The organism is Virgibacillus kimchii, from assembly GCF_055379185.1.
Map to the genome: position 1 here is coordinate 2,102,746 of NZ_AP043951.1, position 18,510 is coordinate 2,121,255.

At 40.1% G+C, this 18,510-nt stretch carries 12 protein-coding genes, 4 pseudogenes and 1 riboswitch; of the genes and pseudogenes, 5 read left to right on the plus strand and 11 right to left on the minus strand.

The window, feature by feature from the left end; translation table 11 throughout:
- The first annotated feature begins 106 nt into the window (after nucleotides 1-106).
- From ACZ42C_RS10325 to ACZ42C_RS10345, 5 genes and pseudogenes are all read left to right on the plus strand, one after another.
- Complete coding sequence (locus tag ACZ42C_RS10325) at nucleotides 107-292, plus strand: carbon storage regulator (protein WP_461180375.1); 186 nt, start codon at nucleotides 107-109, stop codon at nucleotides 290-292.
- A gap of 80 nt (nucleotides 293-372) precedes the next feature.
- Nucleotides 373-1,113, plus strand: a complete 741-nt coding sequence (locus ACZ42C_RS10330; protein WP_461180374.1) for a flagellin N-terminal helical domain-containing protein — start codon at nucleotides 373-375, stop codon at nucleotides 1,111-1,113.
- Nucleotides 1,114-1,464: 351 nt separating this feature from the next.
- Nucleotides 1,465-1,578, plus strand: a pseudogene (locus tag ACZ42C_RS10335) (flagellin); the annotation flags it as partial.
- A 78-nt stretch (nucleotides 1,579-1,656) separates the two neighbouring features.
- The gene (locus ACZ42C_RS10340; protein ID WP_461180373.1) at nucleotides 1,657-1,890 is read left to right on the plus strand and encodes a hypothetical protein; all 234 of its coding nucleotides are present in this window, start codon (nucleotides 1,657-1,659) and stop codon (nucleotides 1,888-1,890) included.
- Between the two features lie 877 nt (nucleotides 1,891-2,767).
- Nucleotides 2,768-3,034: a hypothetical protein gene (locus tag ACZ42C_RS10345; RefSeq protein WP_461180372.1), complete on the plus strand. Its 267-nt coding sequence runs from the start codon at nucleotides 2,768-2,770 to the stop codon at nucleotides 3,032-3,034.
- 144 nt (nucleotides 3,035-3,178) lie between these two features.
- On the opposite strand, the gene ACZ42C_RS10350 is transcribed toward ACZ42C_RS10345, so the two are convergent.
- The 11 genes and pseudogenes from ACZ42C_RS10350 to ACZ42C_RS10400 form a co-directional block, all read right to left on the minus strand.
- A complete protein-coding gene (locus ACZ42C_RS10350) occupies nucleotides 3,179-5,650 on the minus strand; it encodes a YheC/YheD family protein (RefSeq protein WP_461180371.1) in 2,472 nt (823 codons plus the stop codon).
- Nucleotides 5,651-5,771: 121 nt separating this feature from the next.
- Entirely contained in the window at nucleotides 5,772-5,966 is a 195-nt protein-coding gene (locus ACZ42C_RS10355; protein WP_461180370.1) for a hypothetical protein, read from the minus strand.
- Between the two features lie 53 nt (nucleotides 5,967-6,019).
- Nucleotides 6,020-7,099 (minus strand): annotated as a pseudogene (locus ACZ42C_RS10360) (methyl-accepting chemotaxis protein); the annotation flags it as partial.
- A 141-nt stretch (nucleotides 7,100-7,240) separates the two neighbouring features.
- Nucleotides 7,241-7,720: pseudogene (locus ACZ42C_RS10365) on the minus strand (CHASE3 domain-containing protein); the annotation flags it as partial.
- A gap of 119 nt (nucleotides 7,721-7,839) precedes the next feature.
- Nucleotides 7,840-8,196, minus strand: a complete 357-nt coding sequence (locus tag ACZ42C_RS10370) for a response regulator (RefSeq protein WP_461180369.1) — start codon at nucleotides 8,194-8,196, stop codon at nucleotides 7,840-7,842.
- A gap of 20 nt (nucleotides 8,197-8,216) precedes the next feature.
- Nucleotides 8,217-8,678, minus strand: coding sequence for a chemotaxis protein CheW (locus ACZ42C_RS10375; protein WP_461180368.1), 462 nt, complete (start codon nucleotides 8,676-8,678; stop codon nucleotides 8,217-8,219).
- Nucleotides 8,679-8,694: 16 nt separating this feature from the next.
- Complete coding sequence (locus tag ACZ42C_RS10380) at nucleotides 8,695-10,686, minus strand: chemotaxis protein CheA (protein WP_461180367.1); 1,992 nt, start codon at nucleotides 10,684-10,686, stop codon at nucleotides 8,695-8,697.
- Between the two features lie 20 nt (nucleotides 10,687-10,706).
- The gene (locus ACZ42C_RS10385) at nucleotides 10,707-11,171 is read right to left on the minus strand and encodes a chemotaxis protein CheX (protein ID WP_461180366.1); all 465 of its coding nucleotides are present in this window, start codon (nucleotides 11,169-11,171) and stop codon (nucleotides 10,707-10,709) included.
- A gap of 315 nt (nucleotides 11,172-11,486) precedes the next feature.
- A riboswitch (cyclic di-GMP riboswitch) is annotated at nucleotides 11,487-11,579 on the minus strand.
- A 232-nt stretch (nucleotides 11,580-11,811) separates the two neighbouring features.
- Nucleotides 11,812-14,340, minus strand: coding sequence for a M14 family zinc carboxypeptidase (locus ACZ42C_RS10390; protein ID WP_461180365.1), 2,529 nt, complete (start codon nucleotides 14,338-14,340; stop codon nucleotides 11,812-11,814).
- A 575-nt stretch (nucleotides 14,341-14,915) separates the two neighbouring features.
- A pseudogene (gene tkt, locus ACZ42C_RS10395) lies at nucleotides 14,916-16,912 on the minus strand (transketolase).
- A gap of 221 nt (nucleotides 16,913-17,133) precedes the next feature.
- Entirely contained in the window at nucleotides 17,134-18,492 is a 1,359-nt protein-coding gene (locus tag ACZ42C_RS10400; RefSeq protein ID WP_461180364.1) for a PTS ascorbate transporter subunit IIC, read from the minus strand.
- Nucleotides 18,493-18,510: the final 18 nt, after the last annotated feature.

The following is an 18,510-nucleotide window of genomic DNA, read 5'->3' on the forward strand; positions in this document are numbered from 1 at the left end:
CTTCATGGAACAAAATCCATAGAAATAAAAAATTCTATTAAAAACAGTTAAACAATCTCCAATACTGCCGATATAAGTAATAAGTCATCAGGGAGGATGATTTGCCATGGCATTGATGTTGGGAAGAAAACCTGGGGAAAAAGTGATTGTCCAGGATGATCAAGGAAGAGAAGTTGAAATTAAAGTGGTGAAGGCGGAGGGAAGTGTAAAAAACGCTCTCAAGCTCAGAATCACGGCTCCACCGGAATTTAATATTGTGCGTGGAGAGATTTACGACGGTAATAACTCCTGAAACCAGGAGATATTATACAAACTAGCATTTCACAAGGATAGGTCTTGCTAGTAAAATAAAAAACACGGAGGTAAGGAAACATGATTATTAATCACAACATTTCTGCTCTTAATGCGCATAGGCAATTAGGAGCAAACCAAAATGCAGTACAAGGTTCATTGGAGAAACTTTCTTCAGGTCTTGGAATCAACAAAGCTGGAGATGACGCTGCGGGTCTGGCTATTTCTGAGAAGATGCGTGGGCAGATTCGTGGGTTGGAAATGGCCCAAAAAAATTCACAGGATGGAATTTCTCTCATCCAAACTGCTGAAGGCGCTCTAAACGAAGTACATTCAATTTTACAACGTCAAAGAGAATTAGCAGTTCAAGCTGCCTCTGATACTAACGTTGAAGCTGATAGAGATGCACTTCAAAATGAATTTGATGAATTGTCAAAAGAAATAGAAAGGATTATGGACACCACACAGTTCAACGAAATGAATTTATTGGACGGTTCAGCTGGAACAGACGGAGTATTGAATTTACAAGTCGGTGCGAATGCTGATCAATCAATGGAATTAGATTTATCTACAGCTGGAATCGATTTAGAGAGCGTTCATAGTGGTGTTAACACTCTAACGTTAGATAGCCATACTAATGCAGAAACAGCAATTACTGATATAAACACTCAAATTGAAACTGTATCGGAGGGTCGTAGTTTGCTTGGTGCTATGCAAAACCGTTTAGAGCACACTATCAACAACCTAGGCACCTCAGCAGAAAACCTAACTGCTGCAGAATCACGTATCCGTGACGTTGATTATGACTTAGCTGCTGCTTAAGTAGTAGGCACAACAGGTCACAGTCGTCCTAACTGGTAACGGTTAGCGATTACTACTGGGTGAATTGCTGGAAAACCCTTAGAGCTTGTCTTACCACAACGCAACTGGAAACAGTAAACGTGAAGGTTCGAAAAAAGACGAGATTGGGCAATCAGCAGCCAAGCTCCTAGGAGGAAACTCTGGAGAAGGTTCAACGACTAGAATAGACCACCTAATGCCTTAGCAATGGTGATGAAATTCGTAGGTGAAAGATGGGGCCGCAAATCCATCCGAATCCGAAGTGCCCAGCCCCTACAAAAATTAAAGGGTGAAGATATAGTCTAGTCATTTATGAAAGTAAATGTTCGCACGATGGCGAAAGAAATGATGGAGTTTACGAAGAACAACATCCTTTCTCAAGCGGCACAATCTATGTTAGCTCAAGCAAACCAGCAACCGCAAGGAGTACTTCAATTACTTCAATAATATTGAAATGTAAAGGGACTATGGCTTTGGCTTTGGTCCCTTTTATATTAGAAAAATTTGATTAATGGAGCGGATATTTTGGCACTTCAAGATGCAATTAATAAAAATATACAGATCAGATTTAAAAATTTGCTAGAGGAATTAGTTGGCCATGTCACTGTCATTTATCAATCAAAAGATTGGTTATTAGCAAGATTAGTAGATATAGAAAACTTTGGTATTTGGTTAGAGAACCCTAATCATATTAGAATTTCAGTAAGGGATGAAGTCGAAAATCCAATTCAAAAAACTTACAATCAGGACAAAGAGTAACTAGTAATGTGTTAATAAGATGGGAATTTTTTGTATCTATCATGAGGTTTCCAAATGAAAATATTGAGGGACAAACTAAGGATATTAGAACTATCGGATTTAATTAAGAACAGGATAATAAATAAAACAAACATGTAAATATCTTATATCTTTAAATCAATTATATTGCTATTACATCTATTAACAAAATATTTGAACCTGTCTCTGCTGAAAGTTCTAAACCAGGTGCAATACAAAACCGACCGTTTAGGCCACACAATCAATACCCTTGGTACTTCAGCAGAAAACCTAACAGCTACTGAATCACTTATCCGTGACGTTGATGATGCCGAAGCTGCTTAATGCAGAATAAGGCACAGTCCTCCTAACTGGTAACGGTTAGCGATTATTACTGGGTGAACTGCTGGAAACTTCTTAGAACTTGTCTTACCACAACGAAGTCGGAAACGACAATCGTGAAGGTCTAAAAAAAGACAAGATTGGGCAATCAGCAGCCAAGCTCCTGTGAGGAAACTCTGGAGAAGGTTCAACGACTAGAATAAACCACCTAATGCATAAGCATTGGTGATGAGATTCGTAGGTGAAAGATGGAGCCGCAAATCCCTTGGAATCCGAAGTGCCCAGTCCCCCTAAAGTCAAAGGGTAAGATATAGTCTAGTCATTTGTTAAATCATATATTCGCACAATGTCGAAAGAAATGATTGAGTTCACTAAGAACAATTTCTTTCACAAGTGGCACGATCAATGTTGGATCAAACAAATCAAATGCCTCAAGGCGTATTACAATTACTTCAATAATTTCAAATTATTTGGGAAGGACCCTGGTTTTGCTAGAGTCTCTTTTATAATATTAAATAAAGTAGAAAGGAATAAAATTATGACAAAGTTCACATTTAAACTCCAAAAAAGGGAAGAATTAGTTAATCATCCCGTTCCAGGTTCTATTGGTTATAATATCTTATTTTCAGTTTCTAGTGATATAAATGTCAATTCATCAAATGGATCCGTAGAGGTTGTTGTAAATGAAAATGGAATATTCCCAGATCTAGAGCAAATTAATAAGAATGTTAATTCAGTAGTTAAAAGTAGTCTAATCATCAAATTAAAAGAGTACATAATAGATTTGCATGATAATCAGCATTAAAGTAATTTAGATGTTGGATAAGAGGGGTTACTCTCACTCAGAGAGGGTTTTCAGTTAGTTATGTTATAACATATACCACTCTTGAAAGAAAAAAGCTGTAAAAAAACACTAGTCGTTTCTTACAGCTTTTCCTCCCTTATACGCTTACTTCTCTTCATCCAAGAAAGCCACATAATCAGCATATCTGATCAAGCTTTCTGCATAAGCAGTTACATCATAAATTGTTTCAGGTCCATTTGGATTTACTTCCTGCAAACATAACTGATTGTTTTCATCAATCGCCATTTCAATGGCTACTTCAGAAACAACGTCTCCGTACATGAATTGCAGACTATTAGCAACACGCTTAGCTAGCTTTTTAATATTCAATTCCAATTCTACCGAAAGCTCTATTCCGTAATTAGAACTAAGAAACTTATTAAGGTCTTCTTTCAAGTTCTCCTTCACTTTTCCATCCACAGTGAAGCTTTCAATTTCTGAATAAACGCTGACAAATCTCCATTCTTCTTTCTCATTAAGCATTAAATGAATATGGATACTAAATACTTGGCCATTGTTATCCGTTTTTCTAGCATCCTTTTGAATAATATAGCTTTTTTCTTTAATTAGTTCTTTCCATTTATTTAGTAGTGGAAGTTCACTGTATTCATTAACAGATAAACCTTTTTCAACTGCATATATCCTGTCAGATAAAGGCTCAATATATTGTGTTCCTGTTCCAATTTCTTGTTTTAACTGTACTCTACCATGTTCCTCGATAAAACGGAATATATCACGAGTTTTTATTAGCTTTTGAAACGGTGACAGATTACTACCCAACTCATTTATATCCAGCAATCTATTATAGATATCAGAGCGACTATGTACCCAGCTAGCCCATTCATTAGTAAATGGGATATCTTCCATCTCTTCATAAATCCATTGAGCATCTTTTTCACCACGCAATTTTAAACGATCAATGATCACATCTGGATATTCGACTACTTTTGGTACCCATGCGTCATTCTCATAAAAATAACCTTTTATAAGCATCTCATCATAGTCAACATCTTTTGGTGTAAAAGTAAAAAGTTGAACACCTTGCTTCTTTGATACTTCCGCACAAGTTACGGCTAATCGATCGTTTACTATTCTCCCCATTAACAATCCGACAGTCGAACTGTTACCCAAATCCACCAATGGTATCCTTGTATTCCTTGCTTGAAAAAATCCAGCTTCAGCTTTTCTTGTGGTATCCGAATGAAAAATCCCATTTTCAGCAATATATCTAGCGTAAGCAATTGTATGTACTGCTCGTTTATCATCAAAAAATCGAGTTACTGGCCCATTGTTTGCTTCGTGCATCCAAATACGGCCTGTATCATCAATAGCCAAGTCAAGTCCAAGTTCATCCAGAACAAAGCCATACAATTTATCAAGATGCATAGCAATATTTATTGCTAGTTTCGGAAGTGTTTTTTCATATTCTATACCTTTCTTCTTTCCAAACTCTTGGTGTAAAAAGTAATGAAGCTCCTCTCTTCTACCACCTGCATTTAAATTACTAAGATCTCTTCTTTTGTCTCCGATCGTCACATACATATGTGTAATAACCCAATTACCAGAACCATCCTTTTGAACCTGCGCACGAATATGATAAGGCTCACCGTATTTTGTACGTGTGTGAATATACCTTTGCACAATATAACTACCTTTTTCTCTTAATATCATTGTTTGTATCCACTTGTTGAAAGCTTCATAGTTAAGGACTTGTTCTTTCTTTTGATCTAATAAAATATATCGGTTGCCTTTTTTTGTGACGAAATAAATATTCTCTCCACGATTGCCACGAAGATGTTTGAAAACCACTTTATTATTACGTTCAATAAATTCATAGATATCAGTTTCATTGCGGCAAACTCTAAACGGTACTAGTAATTCTGCATATTTACGGTACTTTGCCATTCGCTTTGGTAACGTATATTTGTTTCCGACAAAAAAGCTTGTAAAAGGTATAATTCTGCGCAGCTTTCTTTCAACATGTGATCTCTTTCCTGCTCCTGCATTATTGATGACATCAGGAAAAGGAGCTGTTACACGTTCCCATTTTCCACCTAAATATTTATCTGCAGTAATTTGCCTGTTCTCAAAATCCACATCACTTGAAGTGAAAAATAGCACTTCTGCATTTTGTCTATTACTTTCCTCAACCAACGCATTAACCCGTGCTTCCATATAAAATTCACGAGGATTTCGAAATGAATGAAATACTCCTATCGTATACTTTTTATCTTGCTCCTGGTCTCCGATTTCGTTAGCGATACTTCTTGATATCTTATTTAATAGGGGGAGAAGGGAAAACTGTATAATTCCATTAATCTTTGCGTATTTACCCTTTTCCAGTAATTTTGCAATCTCGAGTAAATAACTTTCAATTTTGTTATTTTGAACAGCCAACTCTTTATTATTATCCATTTTGCTAACTGCATCAAAGCCTTCAACAATGGAACTAAATATAAAAATACTTTGATTCAGTTCTTTTTTCTGTATAAGCTTATGAAAATGCTCCGTTGCTTCAATTAATGTTTGGAATATATTATTAACTTGCTGAAGCTGTTTATCAGTTGATGCTGACATATGTGTGACACCCCTAAAATGTATTTCGAATTACCCATAACTAATATCGGTATAAAACAGGGTGAAGTGAAGTGTTGTGTCCGGTATAAGCAAATCATACACGCACACGCAGTTTTAAAGCCTATAACGTAATTGCTTTATCTGTAATTGTGAGTATACCTGTAATATCCGTAACAAATTCAGCCCTGTTCTGCCAATTTCTTACTTCATTTGCAACTACTGCAAATCCTTTTCTGTGTTCCTCTGTGCTCGCCTCTTCAATTATTGCATTTAAAATGATTCGTTGGTTCAGCAATTTCTTTAGACTACACTTCATACAACCGCATACCCGTAAACACAACTACAGCGGGGGAATGCCCCCGCCGCAAATTACAACTTAAATTTTCGAACCAATCCATTCAAATCCTCTGCCAGCTTAGCAAGATCATCTGCACTTGCTGCCACCTCTTCCATGGAACTGCTGGTTTGCTGGGAAGCTGCTGATGTCTGTTCCACCCCTGCTGCGGACTCTTCAGAAATGGATGCGATTTCCTGGATGGAACTGTTCATTTGCTGACTGGTTGCTGCAACTTCTGACAAGTTACCGGTAACCGTTTGGATGCTATCCACCACTTCCGAAATAGCTGTACTGATTCCGTCAAACTTCTCACCCGTCGCTTTTATTTGTACAATGCCGCTCTCTACCTCTTTGTAGCCTTCTTGTAAAGAACCCGTTACAACACTTGATTCACTTTGAATATTCGTAACGATTCCCGTAATATCTGTAACAGATTCAGCTACCTGCTCAGCCAATTTCCTCACTTCATCTGCCACTACCGCAAACCCTTTTCCATGTTCACCAGCTCTAGCCGCTTCAATTGCTGCATTTAAAGCCAGCAGATTTGTTTGGTCGGCAATATCTTTAATGACGGAAACCAATGTGGAAATTTCCTGGGACTGTGTATCCAGTCCTTCCACTTTTTGAACGGCATCCTGAACAATCTGATCAATTTTTTCCATCTGTGCGTTAGAGTTATCCATTAATTGACTGCCTTCCTCCGTCATCTCCAACACTTTCCCGGTATTTTCTTTTATTTGTTCCCCGTTATCACTTGCTTCCTGTACATTTGCAGCAAAGTCGCTCATCGCAGAAGATAACTCGGTTGAGCTATTAGCCTGTGTTTCGGAACCAGAAGCCAATTCCTGCATGGTTGTAGCAATTTGTTCAGATCCTTCTTTTACTTCATTGGTGGACTGGGTCAATTCTTCACTTTGCGAACTTACCGTCTCCGATACTTGGTTGATTTCATTTAATAATTTACGCATCTCATTACTCATATCATTTGTAGCCAATACAAGCTGTCCGATTTCATCCCTTGAAGTCGTTTCCAGGGATTCCTGTGATAAATCTCCTCCTGAAATCTGCTTCATTTGGTTCATCACAGCCTGGATTGGATTGGAAATCATTCTGGCAGTAAATATTGCAACAATTAAAGTCAATACAATCATTAATAGGGATACAATGACAGCTATAGTTAGCAGTCTTTCACTGTCTGCTATCATCCTGTCACCTATTTCCCTTACTTCCGCTTCCCTTTCATTTGCTAACCTCTCAAAGCCTTCTGTCAGCTGATTACCTATCGGAATTACTTCATTTTCCATGATCGCTGTTGCTTCTTCCATATCCCCATTTTCATAGGCCATGATCACTTCATCTGTGAGCATCCCCCATTCTATTTTCATATCAATAAGCTCATGCAATTGTTCGGAATCACTCAATTTAAGTGCCCTGTTCTCCAATTCAATACTTTCCTCTGTCCCGGCTTCAAACTCTTCTTTATATGCCTCATCTTCAAGCAATAAAAAACCGCGCAATAAACTTGCTCTTTCATACATATTCATAGCCAGGTCTTCATTGGCAACCAATAAAGTAACTTCTTTATCTATCATATCTTCCAGAACATTATTCGTATTATTTATAGAATAGAGATTAAAGACATTCAGTAACACCGCCAGCAAAAGCACAATACCAAACCCGAATAAAATCTTAGTTCTAATACGTTTAAAATTAAATAGTTTTCTCATTTTCATACCTCTTCCTATGGGGTCTGACCCCTCAATTCTAAATTTTCCATATATTCTTAATTCGTTCTTTGGGTGGACAAGTTTTCTTAGTGGGAAGAGATTTTTGCTCAGTCCCGGACATCACTTTACAAGGCTTTATCGATAGCTTCTTTAATTCGGTCAGCGTTAAATGGTTTGACTACAAAGTCTTTTGCTCCTGCCTGAATTGCCTCAAGAACCATACTCTGCTGCCCCATTGCGGAACACATAATAACTTTAGCTTCCGGTCTGGACTTTTTAATTTCCTTTACAGCTTCCACCCCGTTCATTTCAGGCATCGTAATATCCATTGTAATCAGTTCAGGCTGCAGTTCTGCTGCCTTCTTTACCGCTTCCAACCCGTTTTCTGCTTCACCTACTACTTCGTGACCCAATTTGGATAGGATATCTTTTAACTGCATTCGCATAAAGGCTGCGTCATCTGTAACTAAAATTTTTGCCATCTCTTTTTCCTCCCGTATCTCTATTTTTCTATCATTTCATTGATCTCATTGACCTCTTCAAAATGTAATACATATTCCAAATCAAGCAGGATCAGTAACTTATCTTCCAGCTTGGCCACTCCATGCAAGAATGACTCCTTCACCCCGTTGATCATTTCCGGCGCATCCTCAACAATAGCTGAATCGATGTCCATGACATCTGTTGCTGCATCCACCATTAAACCAACTTGCATTTCGTTCATCGTTACAATCAAGATCCTGGTTTGGTCCCTATGCTCAGTTTCTCCAAGTTGGAGCCGTTGTTTTAAATCGAGTACAGGGGTGATATCTCCGCGGAGGTTAATGACCCCCTTTATAAAGTCGGAAGTCCCGGGCATGCTTGTAATCGTATGTAATTTCTCAATACCAAGGACGTTTTCTATTGGTATACCGTATTGCTGCTCCCCCATAAGAAAAGCTACTACTTTCATTGAGTCATTCATTTAAATCCTCCTTTGTTCATTTCACCAATGCATTCGGATCAATAATCAGGGAAACCTGACCATTTCCAAGAATCGTCGCGCCGGAAATCGCAAAAACATCTTGCAAATAATCTCCCAGCGATTTTAAGACTACTTCCTTTTTACCAATAAATGAATCCACAATTAGTCCCGTCATCTTTTCTCCTTTTTTTACAATGACTACAGATAACTTCTTCTGTTTCTCCTCCTGTTCCTGAGGCGGCACTTCGAGTACTTCCTGCAATGAAAGGAGAGGAATGACTTTGCCGCGGAAATCCATTACTTTCTGGCGATGGGAATGCATCATATCTTTCTCTTCCAGCAATACTGTTTCGACAACAGAAGAAAGTGGAATCCCGAAAACTTCCTCTTGAACATGCACCAATAAACTGGAAAGGATAGATAGCGTTAATGGTAATTGAATGGAAAATTTGCTTCCCTCACCAGGCGCTGATTCTATGTAAATATGCCCGCCCAGTGATTCAATTTTCTTACTGACTGCATCCAAACCAACACCGCGGCCCGAAACGTCAGAGACTTTATCCGCTGTACTGAACCCGGAAGCAAGGATCATCTGATAAACATCCTCGTCCTTTAAGTCTTCAGCACGATTAGCGGTAATCATCCCATTCTCTATCGCTTTTTTAATAACTTTCTCACGGTTTATGCCAGCACCATCATCTTCTATTTCAATGAAAACGTGATTGCCGCTGTGGTAAGCGCGTAAGCATAATCGTCCCTTACTATGCTTGCCTGCTTTCTTACGTTCTTCCCCCGTCTCAATGCCATGGTCTATGGAATTACGGATAAGATGAACCAGCGGATCACCAATTTCATCAATCACCGTCCGATCAAGCTCTGTTTCAGCACCGATTATTTCAAGGTCAATTTCCTTATCGAGATCTTTCGCAAGCCCCCTGACCATTCTTGGAAATCGGTTAAAAACCTGCTCCACAGGCACCATGCGCATCGTCAAAATTAAATCCTGCATGTCCTGTGAAACCTTAGCAATATGCTCCACAGTTTCTGTTAATTCATAGTCATCTTTTTTCATTGAAATATCTTCCAGACGACCACGGTCGAGTACCAATTCCTCGAAAAGATTCATGAGATGATCTATCCGCTCACTGCTGACACGGATCGTTTTAGCAGTAGTGTGCTTTTTACTTTTGGATTTCACTTGCGACTTTTCGTTCTCTTCCGATTTATTCGGCTGCTTCTTTTCACCTGCAGTGTTGTTAACATTTGGATTTAATTCTCTTATTGAAACGGACTGGATTTCCGAAACTTTATGTATGCGGGACTCCATTTCAGGTGCAGGTGACTTTGACACAATAATTACCGAAAACAAAGTATCAAAATCTTCCGCTTCCAGCTCTTCCACGGAAGGAACAGATTTGATAATCTCCCCGAACTCTTCCAACACTTCAAAAACCATATAAACTCGTGCTGCCTTTAACAAACAATCCTCTGTAAGCTTTACTTTTATTTGGAAAGGGGTAACCCCCTGATCTTTTGCCTGTTTCACGACTGTCATCTGGTATTCATCCAAGTTCACGTCCGGAGTCTCCAATTCCTCAGGAGTGTTGCTCCGGCCTTCAATATTGCCATTTTCCCCATCTAATTCCTTTAACCGGGTAACAAGCGTATCCACATTCATACTGCCACTTTCACCGTTGCGAATGGAATCCACCATTTTCTCCAGAGCTTCCAATGCCTGGAATATAATATCAACAATATCTTCGCTCACGTATAATTTGTTGTTCCTCATATTGTCAAATACATTTTCCATTTGATGGGTCAATGAAGCAATGTCATGGAATGCCATAGTTCCTGCCATTCCTTTTAATGTATGAGCTGACCGGAAAATTTCTTGAATAATATCCAGATTCTCCGGGTTCTTTTCCAGTTCCAGGAGATGGTCGTTCATGGCCTGTAAATGTTCATCACTTTCTGCCAGAAATACATCAAGATAATCATTTGTCTCCATATCTGTTTCCTCCTTTCAACCTATGAATCAAGCAGCAGGGACAGGTTCAAATCCCCAGTTTGTTCAAAGGCGGCTGCAACGCTAATACCCTGTTTGAATCCTGATAATGTAGTGCCCCCCTGCATAATGGTAGGTGAAGTGATATTAATATCCACACCTTCTGAAGCAATATTTGCTGACAACCCACCTGCAATCATATTTCCGAGCTCCCCGCTGAAGGATAAAAGCATTTCGCCTTCGAGCGGCATCCCGTACATGGCATTCCCAATGCTGCTGAACGTTGCCAGATCCCCTGACAATATCAGTTTCCCTTTGACATCACCAATAATTCCAATTAGAACCCCAAATTCCAAACCACAATTCTGGTCCAAAAGCCTGGGGGCAGATCTTGTAAATTCAATAGGAACGACCCCTTCCAAAGATGTTAACGTACCATTCAACAGATTAGTGACGACCTTATTTCGTTCGTTAATGGTTACTTGCATTATATTTCCTCCTCATCTACCTCTATTTCAATATCATAGTTTGGCAATATTTGTACTTCTACTCTTCTATTTATTTCCATGTTTTGTTTACTGGAGTTAGCTACTAAGCGTGGATGCAAAGTAAGTGGTTGTCAGGGTGCCTTTTTTCTAAGAAGAGCTGCAAGACTTTACAGTGTTTATTCTTCTTTATATTAATTAAGTACGATTTCCCTTCCCGGTTAGTATCATTTCTAGATTTTCTCCACGAAAAAAAAAAGACTATTCAAGACATAATAGAATAGCCAAAGATATTAAAAATACATTTGTACTTTAAAGTTTGGCAGCCAAGCGATCATCATGTCTTATCGTTGACACCATAGACCCTTAGCTTTACGTCCTGCCTTTTCAAGCAGTTTGCCTTTTTCTTCTATATAAATCATGATATTAGAACCATTACTTTAGACCCACATTATTTATCGGCAAACATTAATAAATGTTTAAGCACCAAAATAAAAAAGATGTGAACTGAATGTGAATAAATTGGGGTCAGACCCCCCAATTCTAAATATTGCGAATTGAGGGGTCTGACCCCAATTTTGAAATCACATAAACCAGTGAACCATAAAAGTCACCGGGTATTATAACAACTATTTCCTACATTCTATCTCCATTTGGTAATTATAGATTCCGTATCCGTTTTTAAAATAGTATATGCTTTATCAGAGATCTGCTCAGCATCATAATATGCATCAAGCAATTGCTCGAAACCTCCCATATGCTTGATAACTTTCTCCCCTTCATTCTGATCTGCATATTGATTAACTGCAATTAAATGGGTTCTTAATGAACTTATCACCTGTTCTTCTTCAATTTCACCTTCTTCTTGGTAACGCCCTACACGCTCTTGCATCCCTTCAATGGTTGTCAATATCGTCTCTTCACCAGGATAAATTGCATTTGAAAGAAGTCTGTATAGATTTTCAGGATGATCCCTAAATCCAGCCTCCAGTCCCAGCAATGTCACGCCTGGATGATGTCCTTTTATGATAACAGGCTGACCCTGGGCAACTTGACTATTTTGCCAAAACCCTGCTCTAAAGAAATCTTGTTCACCATATGACGCTACAACTCTATCATTTTCTAAATCGGTATACCATACCGGCTCATAGACAAAACCAAAATCACGGCTGCCATAACCAGCAGTTAAAGAGGTATCTTTGAAATCAACCGTTACAATACCGTTGCTGTTTCTTCCGCCACTATTGACTGTAACATCAGCTAATCCAAGTTCTGCTGCTGCATTGGATGCTTGTGCACCAATTGCAATGTATTTTCCACCGTTTTCAATAAATTCTTCTATCTGCTGCTTATACGCATCACTTCCATGAATGGAAGGACCATTTACAATGAGCACATCAAATTCATCCAAACCGTTCTCCACGATGTCTTCAGGTTCAATGTCAACTGGCTGGAAACCCAACCGTTGAAGCGCCGTACGGGTTCCATGTATTCCGCGATCATTAAAGACAGCTACATTTACTTTATCCAATAAGCTAGCTTCATTTGGAATCGCTTTTGTTTTCAAACTAATTCCTGAAGTTTCCCGGACGAGTTCACTTAATAAATCTCTATCCCCCGGCTCCGCATAATAGTTTCCATTTTCTCCTTTATATACAGGGAAACCATTTTCCATCAACTTATTCACGAATGCTATAGATTCTACGGAACTATTGGCAATCTCATAAGGTCCATCTCCTTCGAGACTCCCTTCCAGTTCAACGCTTTCCACTTCACTGACTGCCACATCAACATTGGAATAAGTAGCAGTCGCATCAAATCCCCATAACTCCGGCAAACTCCATCCTGAAATGTCATACATCGCGTTTACCTGTTCACTTATATCTTCCCCATCCCATAGCAATGTGTTTGCCAAACCTGCTCTCGCTTGTCTCATATTCACTATATAAGTTCCTTCTTCGTACGAATTTCCATCCACGTTGAATGAGTCTTCTGCTTTATTAACTTCAATCCCGCTCTTTCTTAAGTGATTAACAGCCTTTGCCGTTACAGAAGGATCAATATCATCTACAGACAATAAATAAGCTTCCGGAAAAAATCCATCCTTATAATTTGGATGATCATTTTCGACACCACGCTTAAAAACTTCAATTTGATCATGGAGCATTCCGACTTTGTTTTCAGTTGCAAATTTCAAAGCTCCCATTACCGCATGATAATGCCAATCAACACCATCAACACTATTTGTTGGCGCCTCCAGAGTGGCAACGTATGTTCCATGGTACATCGTATACCCAGGAGTAAATATCGGTGGGTAATCGTCCCATCCGTCTTCTGCATCACGATAGGGGATATGGGTTCCTTCCATGTTTCTATACATATCCGTTTCAAATTCATTCCGATTTGCAACCAATTCATCTTCCATCGCTTCAGCCTGGTCCAATGCCCATTTTATATACAGATCATGCTCGATGTTAGGGTTATGTGGAGGTGTTGTGGGTTCAATCAGGCCTGGCGTTTCAGTAGAACGTATAACATATCCATGTAAGTCAAGATGAACAAGTGGCAACCAATCAACAATTAAATCGACATTTGCATCCGTCTCCGGCTGGGATACCGTAACAAAGTCACGGTTCAGGTCATATCCGTTGCTATTTTGCCTTGTGCCTAATATACGGCCGTCCGGATTTGCTACTACGTTAAAAACTAATATATGCTGTTCAAGAATTTGTTCAGTTATTTCGTCGTTATCATAAGCAAATCTATCAATAAGTTTCATAACTGCATCAGTACCTACATATTCAGTACCATGGATAGAGCCGTTAATGATGATCGGTGCTTTTACTTCCGGGTTTTCATCAAGAAATTGTTGTGCTTCATTCGGATCTCCCACCATTAGTTCTCGTAAAGTATCGGATTTTTCCATTGCTTCACCGTTTTGTGAATCAACAATGGTGACAACATAAATATCGTTTCCAAGTACGGATTGTCCAATGACTTCCAGGGATACTCGTTCACTCTCTTCTTCATGCTGTTCAAGTATGGGGCCGATATCTTCATATGGAACAGGTTCATAAATTGTATCTGCAGAAATGGGTTTTATTCCAATGAGAACAGAAAACATTGCTACGACAAATAAAGCCGCAAAAGTAAACCTAAAATAACTCTTCATTCTATTTCCTCCTTTTTTCACTGTTCAGTAGCCATCCTGGCCTAACAATAATTAAAGCGCTTTCATTTTTCACCTCCTGTAAACTGTAAATTTTTAGCTTTTTATGTTATATCTTATGAGGTTATTAATAGATAAAATTTATAACCTGGTATATTGTCAGATTTTATCTATTATAAAAACAATAACCAATTATTTGTAAAACTACAATAGACAATAATACTTAAATATTTGGTGTCCTAAAACTACTAAATCTCTAAAAAGTTAGTAGTTTTGCCTTATCGATAAAAGGTACATCTTGGGACAGGAGCACATAGAAAACACCAGTGCTATCCCCTTTTTTACAACTGAACCAGCACCAAAAGCCCCGCTAAAAAAGCGAGGCTCTCCTTGCAGGGGGTCAGACCCCTCAATTGTGAATATTCTTATTAATAACGGTTATGTCGGGGTCTGACCCCTCAATTCTGAATATTCAGTTATATGGAAGGTGTCTTCATTATTTGATTAATATCGGGGAGTGACAGGTCTTTTGGTGGGACGAGCATTTAGCGCAGTCCCAGGCACCGCCCCCTGCCCCCTTACAGCTTCATATACTGGTTCACGATATTTTCTACAGTGAAGCCGTAATTATGAATTACTTCGTCTCCCGGGGCGGATGCGCCGAATGTATCGATGCTCATTACTGCACCTTCGAAACCCACATACTCTCTCCAGCCCTGCTTGGATCCCATTTCCACGGACAGCCGCTTGGTTAATCCGGGAGGAAGCACAGATGCTTTATACTCGTTGGTTTGTTGTTCAAACAAATCCCAGGAAGGCATGCTTACCACATTAACATGGATATCCTCCGCAGCCAGTTCCTTTTGAGCTTCCATGGCTAAGGAAACTTCTGAACCTGCAGCCAAGATAATACCACTCGCCTCGCCTGCAGCAGGAGAAACTACATATGCCCCTTTCGCCACACCCTCAGATGCCAGCTCACCGGTCTCAGCAAGAGTTGGTAACCCCTGGCGCCCCAGCACAAGCATCGTTGGCCTGTCCTTTTGGGAAACCGCCAATTTCCAGGCTTCTCTTGCTTCATTTGCATCAGCCGGACGAATAACCGAAAGTCCAGGCATGGCCCGGAATGAGGCCAAGTGTTCGACAGGCTGGTGTGTGGGTCCATCGGCGCCAACGGCCACACTGTCATGTGTAAACACATAGGTGACCGGCTGTTTCATAAGGGAAGCCAAACGGATGGCCGGACGCAGGTAATCGGAAAATACAAAAAAAGTACTTACAAATGGTTTTAACCCATGCAGTGCCATTCCATTGGCAATTGTGCCCATGGCAAATTCCCGAACACCAAACCACACATTCCTGCCTGTATCATTTCCCGATTTATAGTCACCATGATGATCCAATGCAGCCTTGGTAGAAGAACTGAGATCTGCCGCTCCTCCAATGAGTTCTGGCAAAACCTCTGCCAGTCCATTCATTACTTTACTCGCAGAAACTCTTGTAGCCAGCGATTCTCCTGCTTCGAACGTTGGCAGTTTGGCATCCCAATTTTCCGGAAGCTCCCCGGCGATAATACGTTTTAATTCCTTCGCTTTCGCCGGAAAATCTTTTTCATACCTTTCAAACAGCTGTTGCCACGCTGCTTCTTTATTTTCACCATTTTCCCGAATGGAATTGAAATCATCATAAACTTCTTGTGGCACATGGAACGCTTCTTCATATTCCCAACCAAGGTATTCTTTCGTTCGTTTTATTTCTTCTGCACCCAATGGATTACTATGTGCGTTATGTGTTCCCTGTATAGATGGCGCCCCGTATCCAATTGTTGTCTTCACTTCAATAATAGTTGGACGTTCATGATCCAGGCGTGCTTCTTTTATTCCGGCATCAATCGCTTCCACATCATTTCCATCTTCCACGAGCAAATATTGCCAGCCCATTGATTCAAAACGTTTTTTCATATCTTCCGAGAAAGAGAGATTTAAATTACCATCGAGGCTAATATCGTTGGAATCGTACAGCACGATTAAACGGCCCAGTCCAAGGTGACCGGCAATAGATGCAGCTTCATATGAAACGCCTTCCATCAGATCTCCATCCCCGCATATGGCATACGTATAATGATCTACGATTGGATAACCATCCCGGTTAAAGTTTTGAGCAAAATAACGTTCTGCCATTGCCATCCCCACAGCTACTCCGATACCTTGACCAAGTGGCCCGGTTGTTGCTTCCACCCCTGGAGTGTGGCCGTATTCCGGATGACCCGGAGTTTTACTTCCCCATTGTCTGGTTGTTTTTAAATCTTCCAGCGTCACATCAAAACCTGATAATGGAGCAGATTGTACAGAAGATTTGAGCCGTGTCCTGCAGCGAGAACGAAGCGGTCTCTATTAAACCAGTTCGGATTTGCAGGATTGATATTTAGAAAGTTTTTCCAAAGGGAGTATGCCATTGGGGCTGCACCCATAGGCATGCCTGCGTGACCGTGCTGTGCTTTTTCCACGCTGTCTATCGTTAAGGTGCGGATCGTGTTTATGGATAGCTCGGAAATGGTACGTGCCGATGTTGTCATTTATCTTCTCCTCCATTGCTATATTTTTTTACCCAAATCTTTCCATACACATGCACAGCCCGAATACATGTACCTGCCAGTGGAGGGAATTATTCCCTACAGCGCTAAAACGCCTGAGGGCTCCATCCCCGGAAGCGATTGCTTCAAACACCTCCGCTCCCGCTAAAGTTTCCATGTATTCGGGCCGTTCAGAGTGTGTCATATTTTAATTACATCAACTTTTACTCCTGGTTTTTAGCAGCTTTTTTCTTGAAAGGAATGAACAGAAGTACAAGAATTACTACAAGTGCAATGACGATGGCCATTGTTCCGAAATAGTTTGCCAATGTTCCAAAGAAAATACCTGCTACACCGAAGTCTGCATCAGAGAATGTAGAGTTTGCAAAGCCTAAATCTCCCAGTACCGGCAACAGGAATACTGGCAGGAAAGAAATGATGATACCATTGACAAAGGCACCAAGTACGGCACCTCTTACACCACCATTAATGTTTCCAAATACCCCTGCAGCTGCACCGGTGAAGAAGTGAGGCACAACTCCCGGTAATATAATCACACTGCCGGATAGGGCCATAACAGCCATCGAAACGATACCCCCAACAAAGCTGGAGAAGAAACCGATTAATACGGCGTTTGGTGCATATGTGAATACAATTGGCACATCAAGCGCAGGTTTCGAGTTTGGAACCAGCTTGGTAGAGATACCCTGGAATGCAGGCACAATCTCTGCCAATACCAAACGAACACCAGCCAGGATAATAAATACACCGGCAGCAAAATTACCAGCCTGAATCAGGGAAAACACTAAAAAGTTTGTGCCTTCACTCAGATTACCTTCGATGAACGTTGGGCCGGCAAATAACGCAACAATAATATAAATAATTGCCATCGTAAGTGCAATACTTACTGTACTATCACGCAGGAATCCAAGCCCTTGCGGAAAATTAATTTTTTCAGTGGATACGACCTCTTTTTTCCCTTTCACCGCTTTACCAACTAAACCACTAATGGCGTAACCTACAGCACTGAAGTGACCAAGTGCCACATTATCATGACCTGTCAGCTGACGCATAAACGGTTGCAGAATAGCCGGAGATAAAGCCATAATAATACCTAAAGCAACGGAACCGGCAGCAATTAAACCTGGTGTGTTGAACCCGGCCACTGCCATGATCACCGCTAGCATACAAGCCATATAAAGTGTATGGTGACCAGTTAAGAAAATATATTTATAAGGCGTGAAACGGGCTATTAATATGTTAACTATCATACCAAAGAACATAATCAGCGCCGTTGTTGTACCATAATCAGTTAATGCCAGTCCCACAATGGCTTCGTTATTCGGGACAACACCGGATACATTAAACGCTTCCTGGAACATGGCACCAAAAGGCTCCAGTGCTACGCCTAAGATTCCGGCACCGGCAGAAATGACCAGGAACCCAACAAAGGTTTTGGTTGTTCCTTTAATGGTATCCGACATTTTTTTCCGCTGTAAAAGCAAACCAATTAATGCAATGACAGCAACAAGAATTGCCGGTTCACTTAAAATGTCAACTAACGTACTAAAAAATGTATTCAATTTACTTCCCCCCGTGAG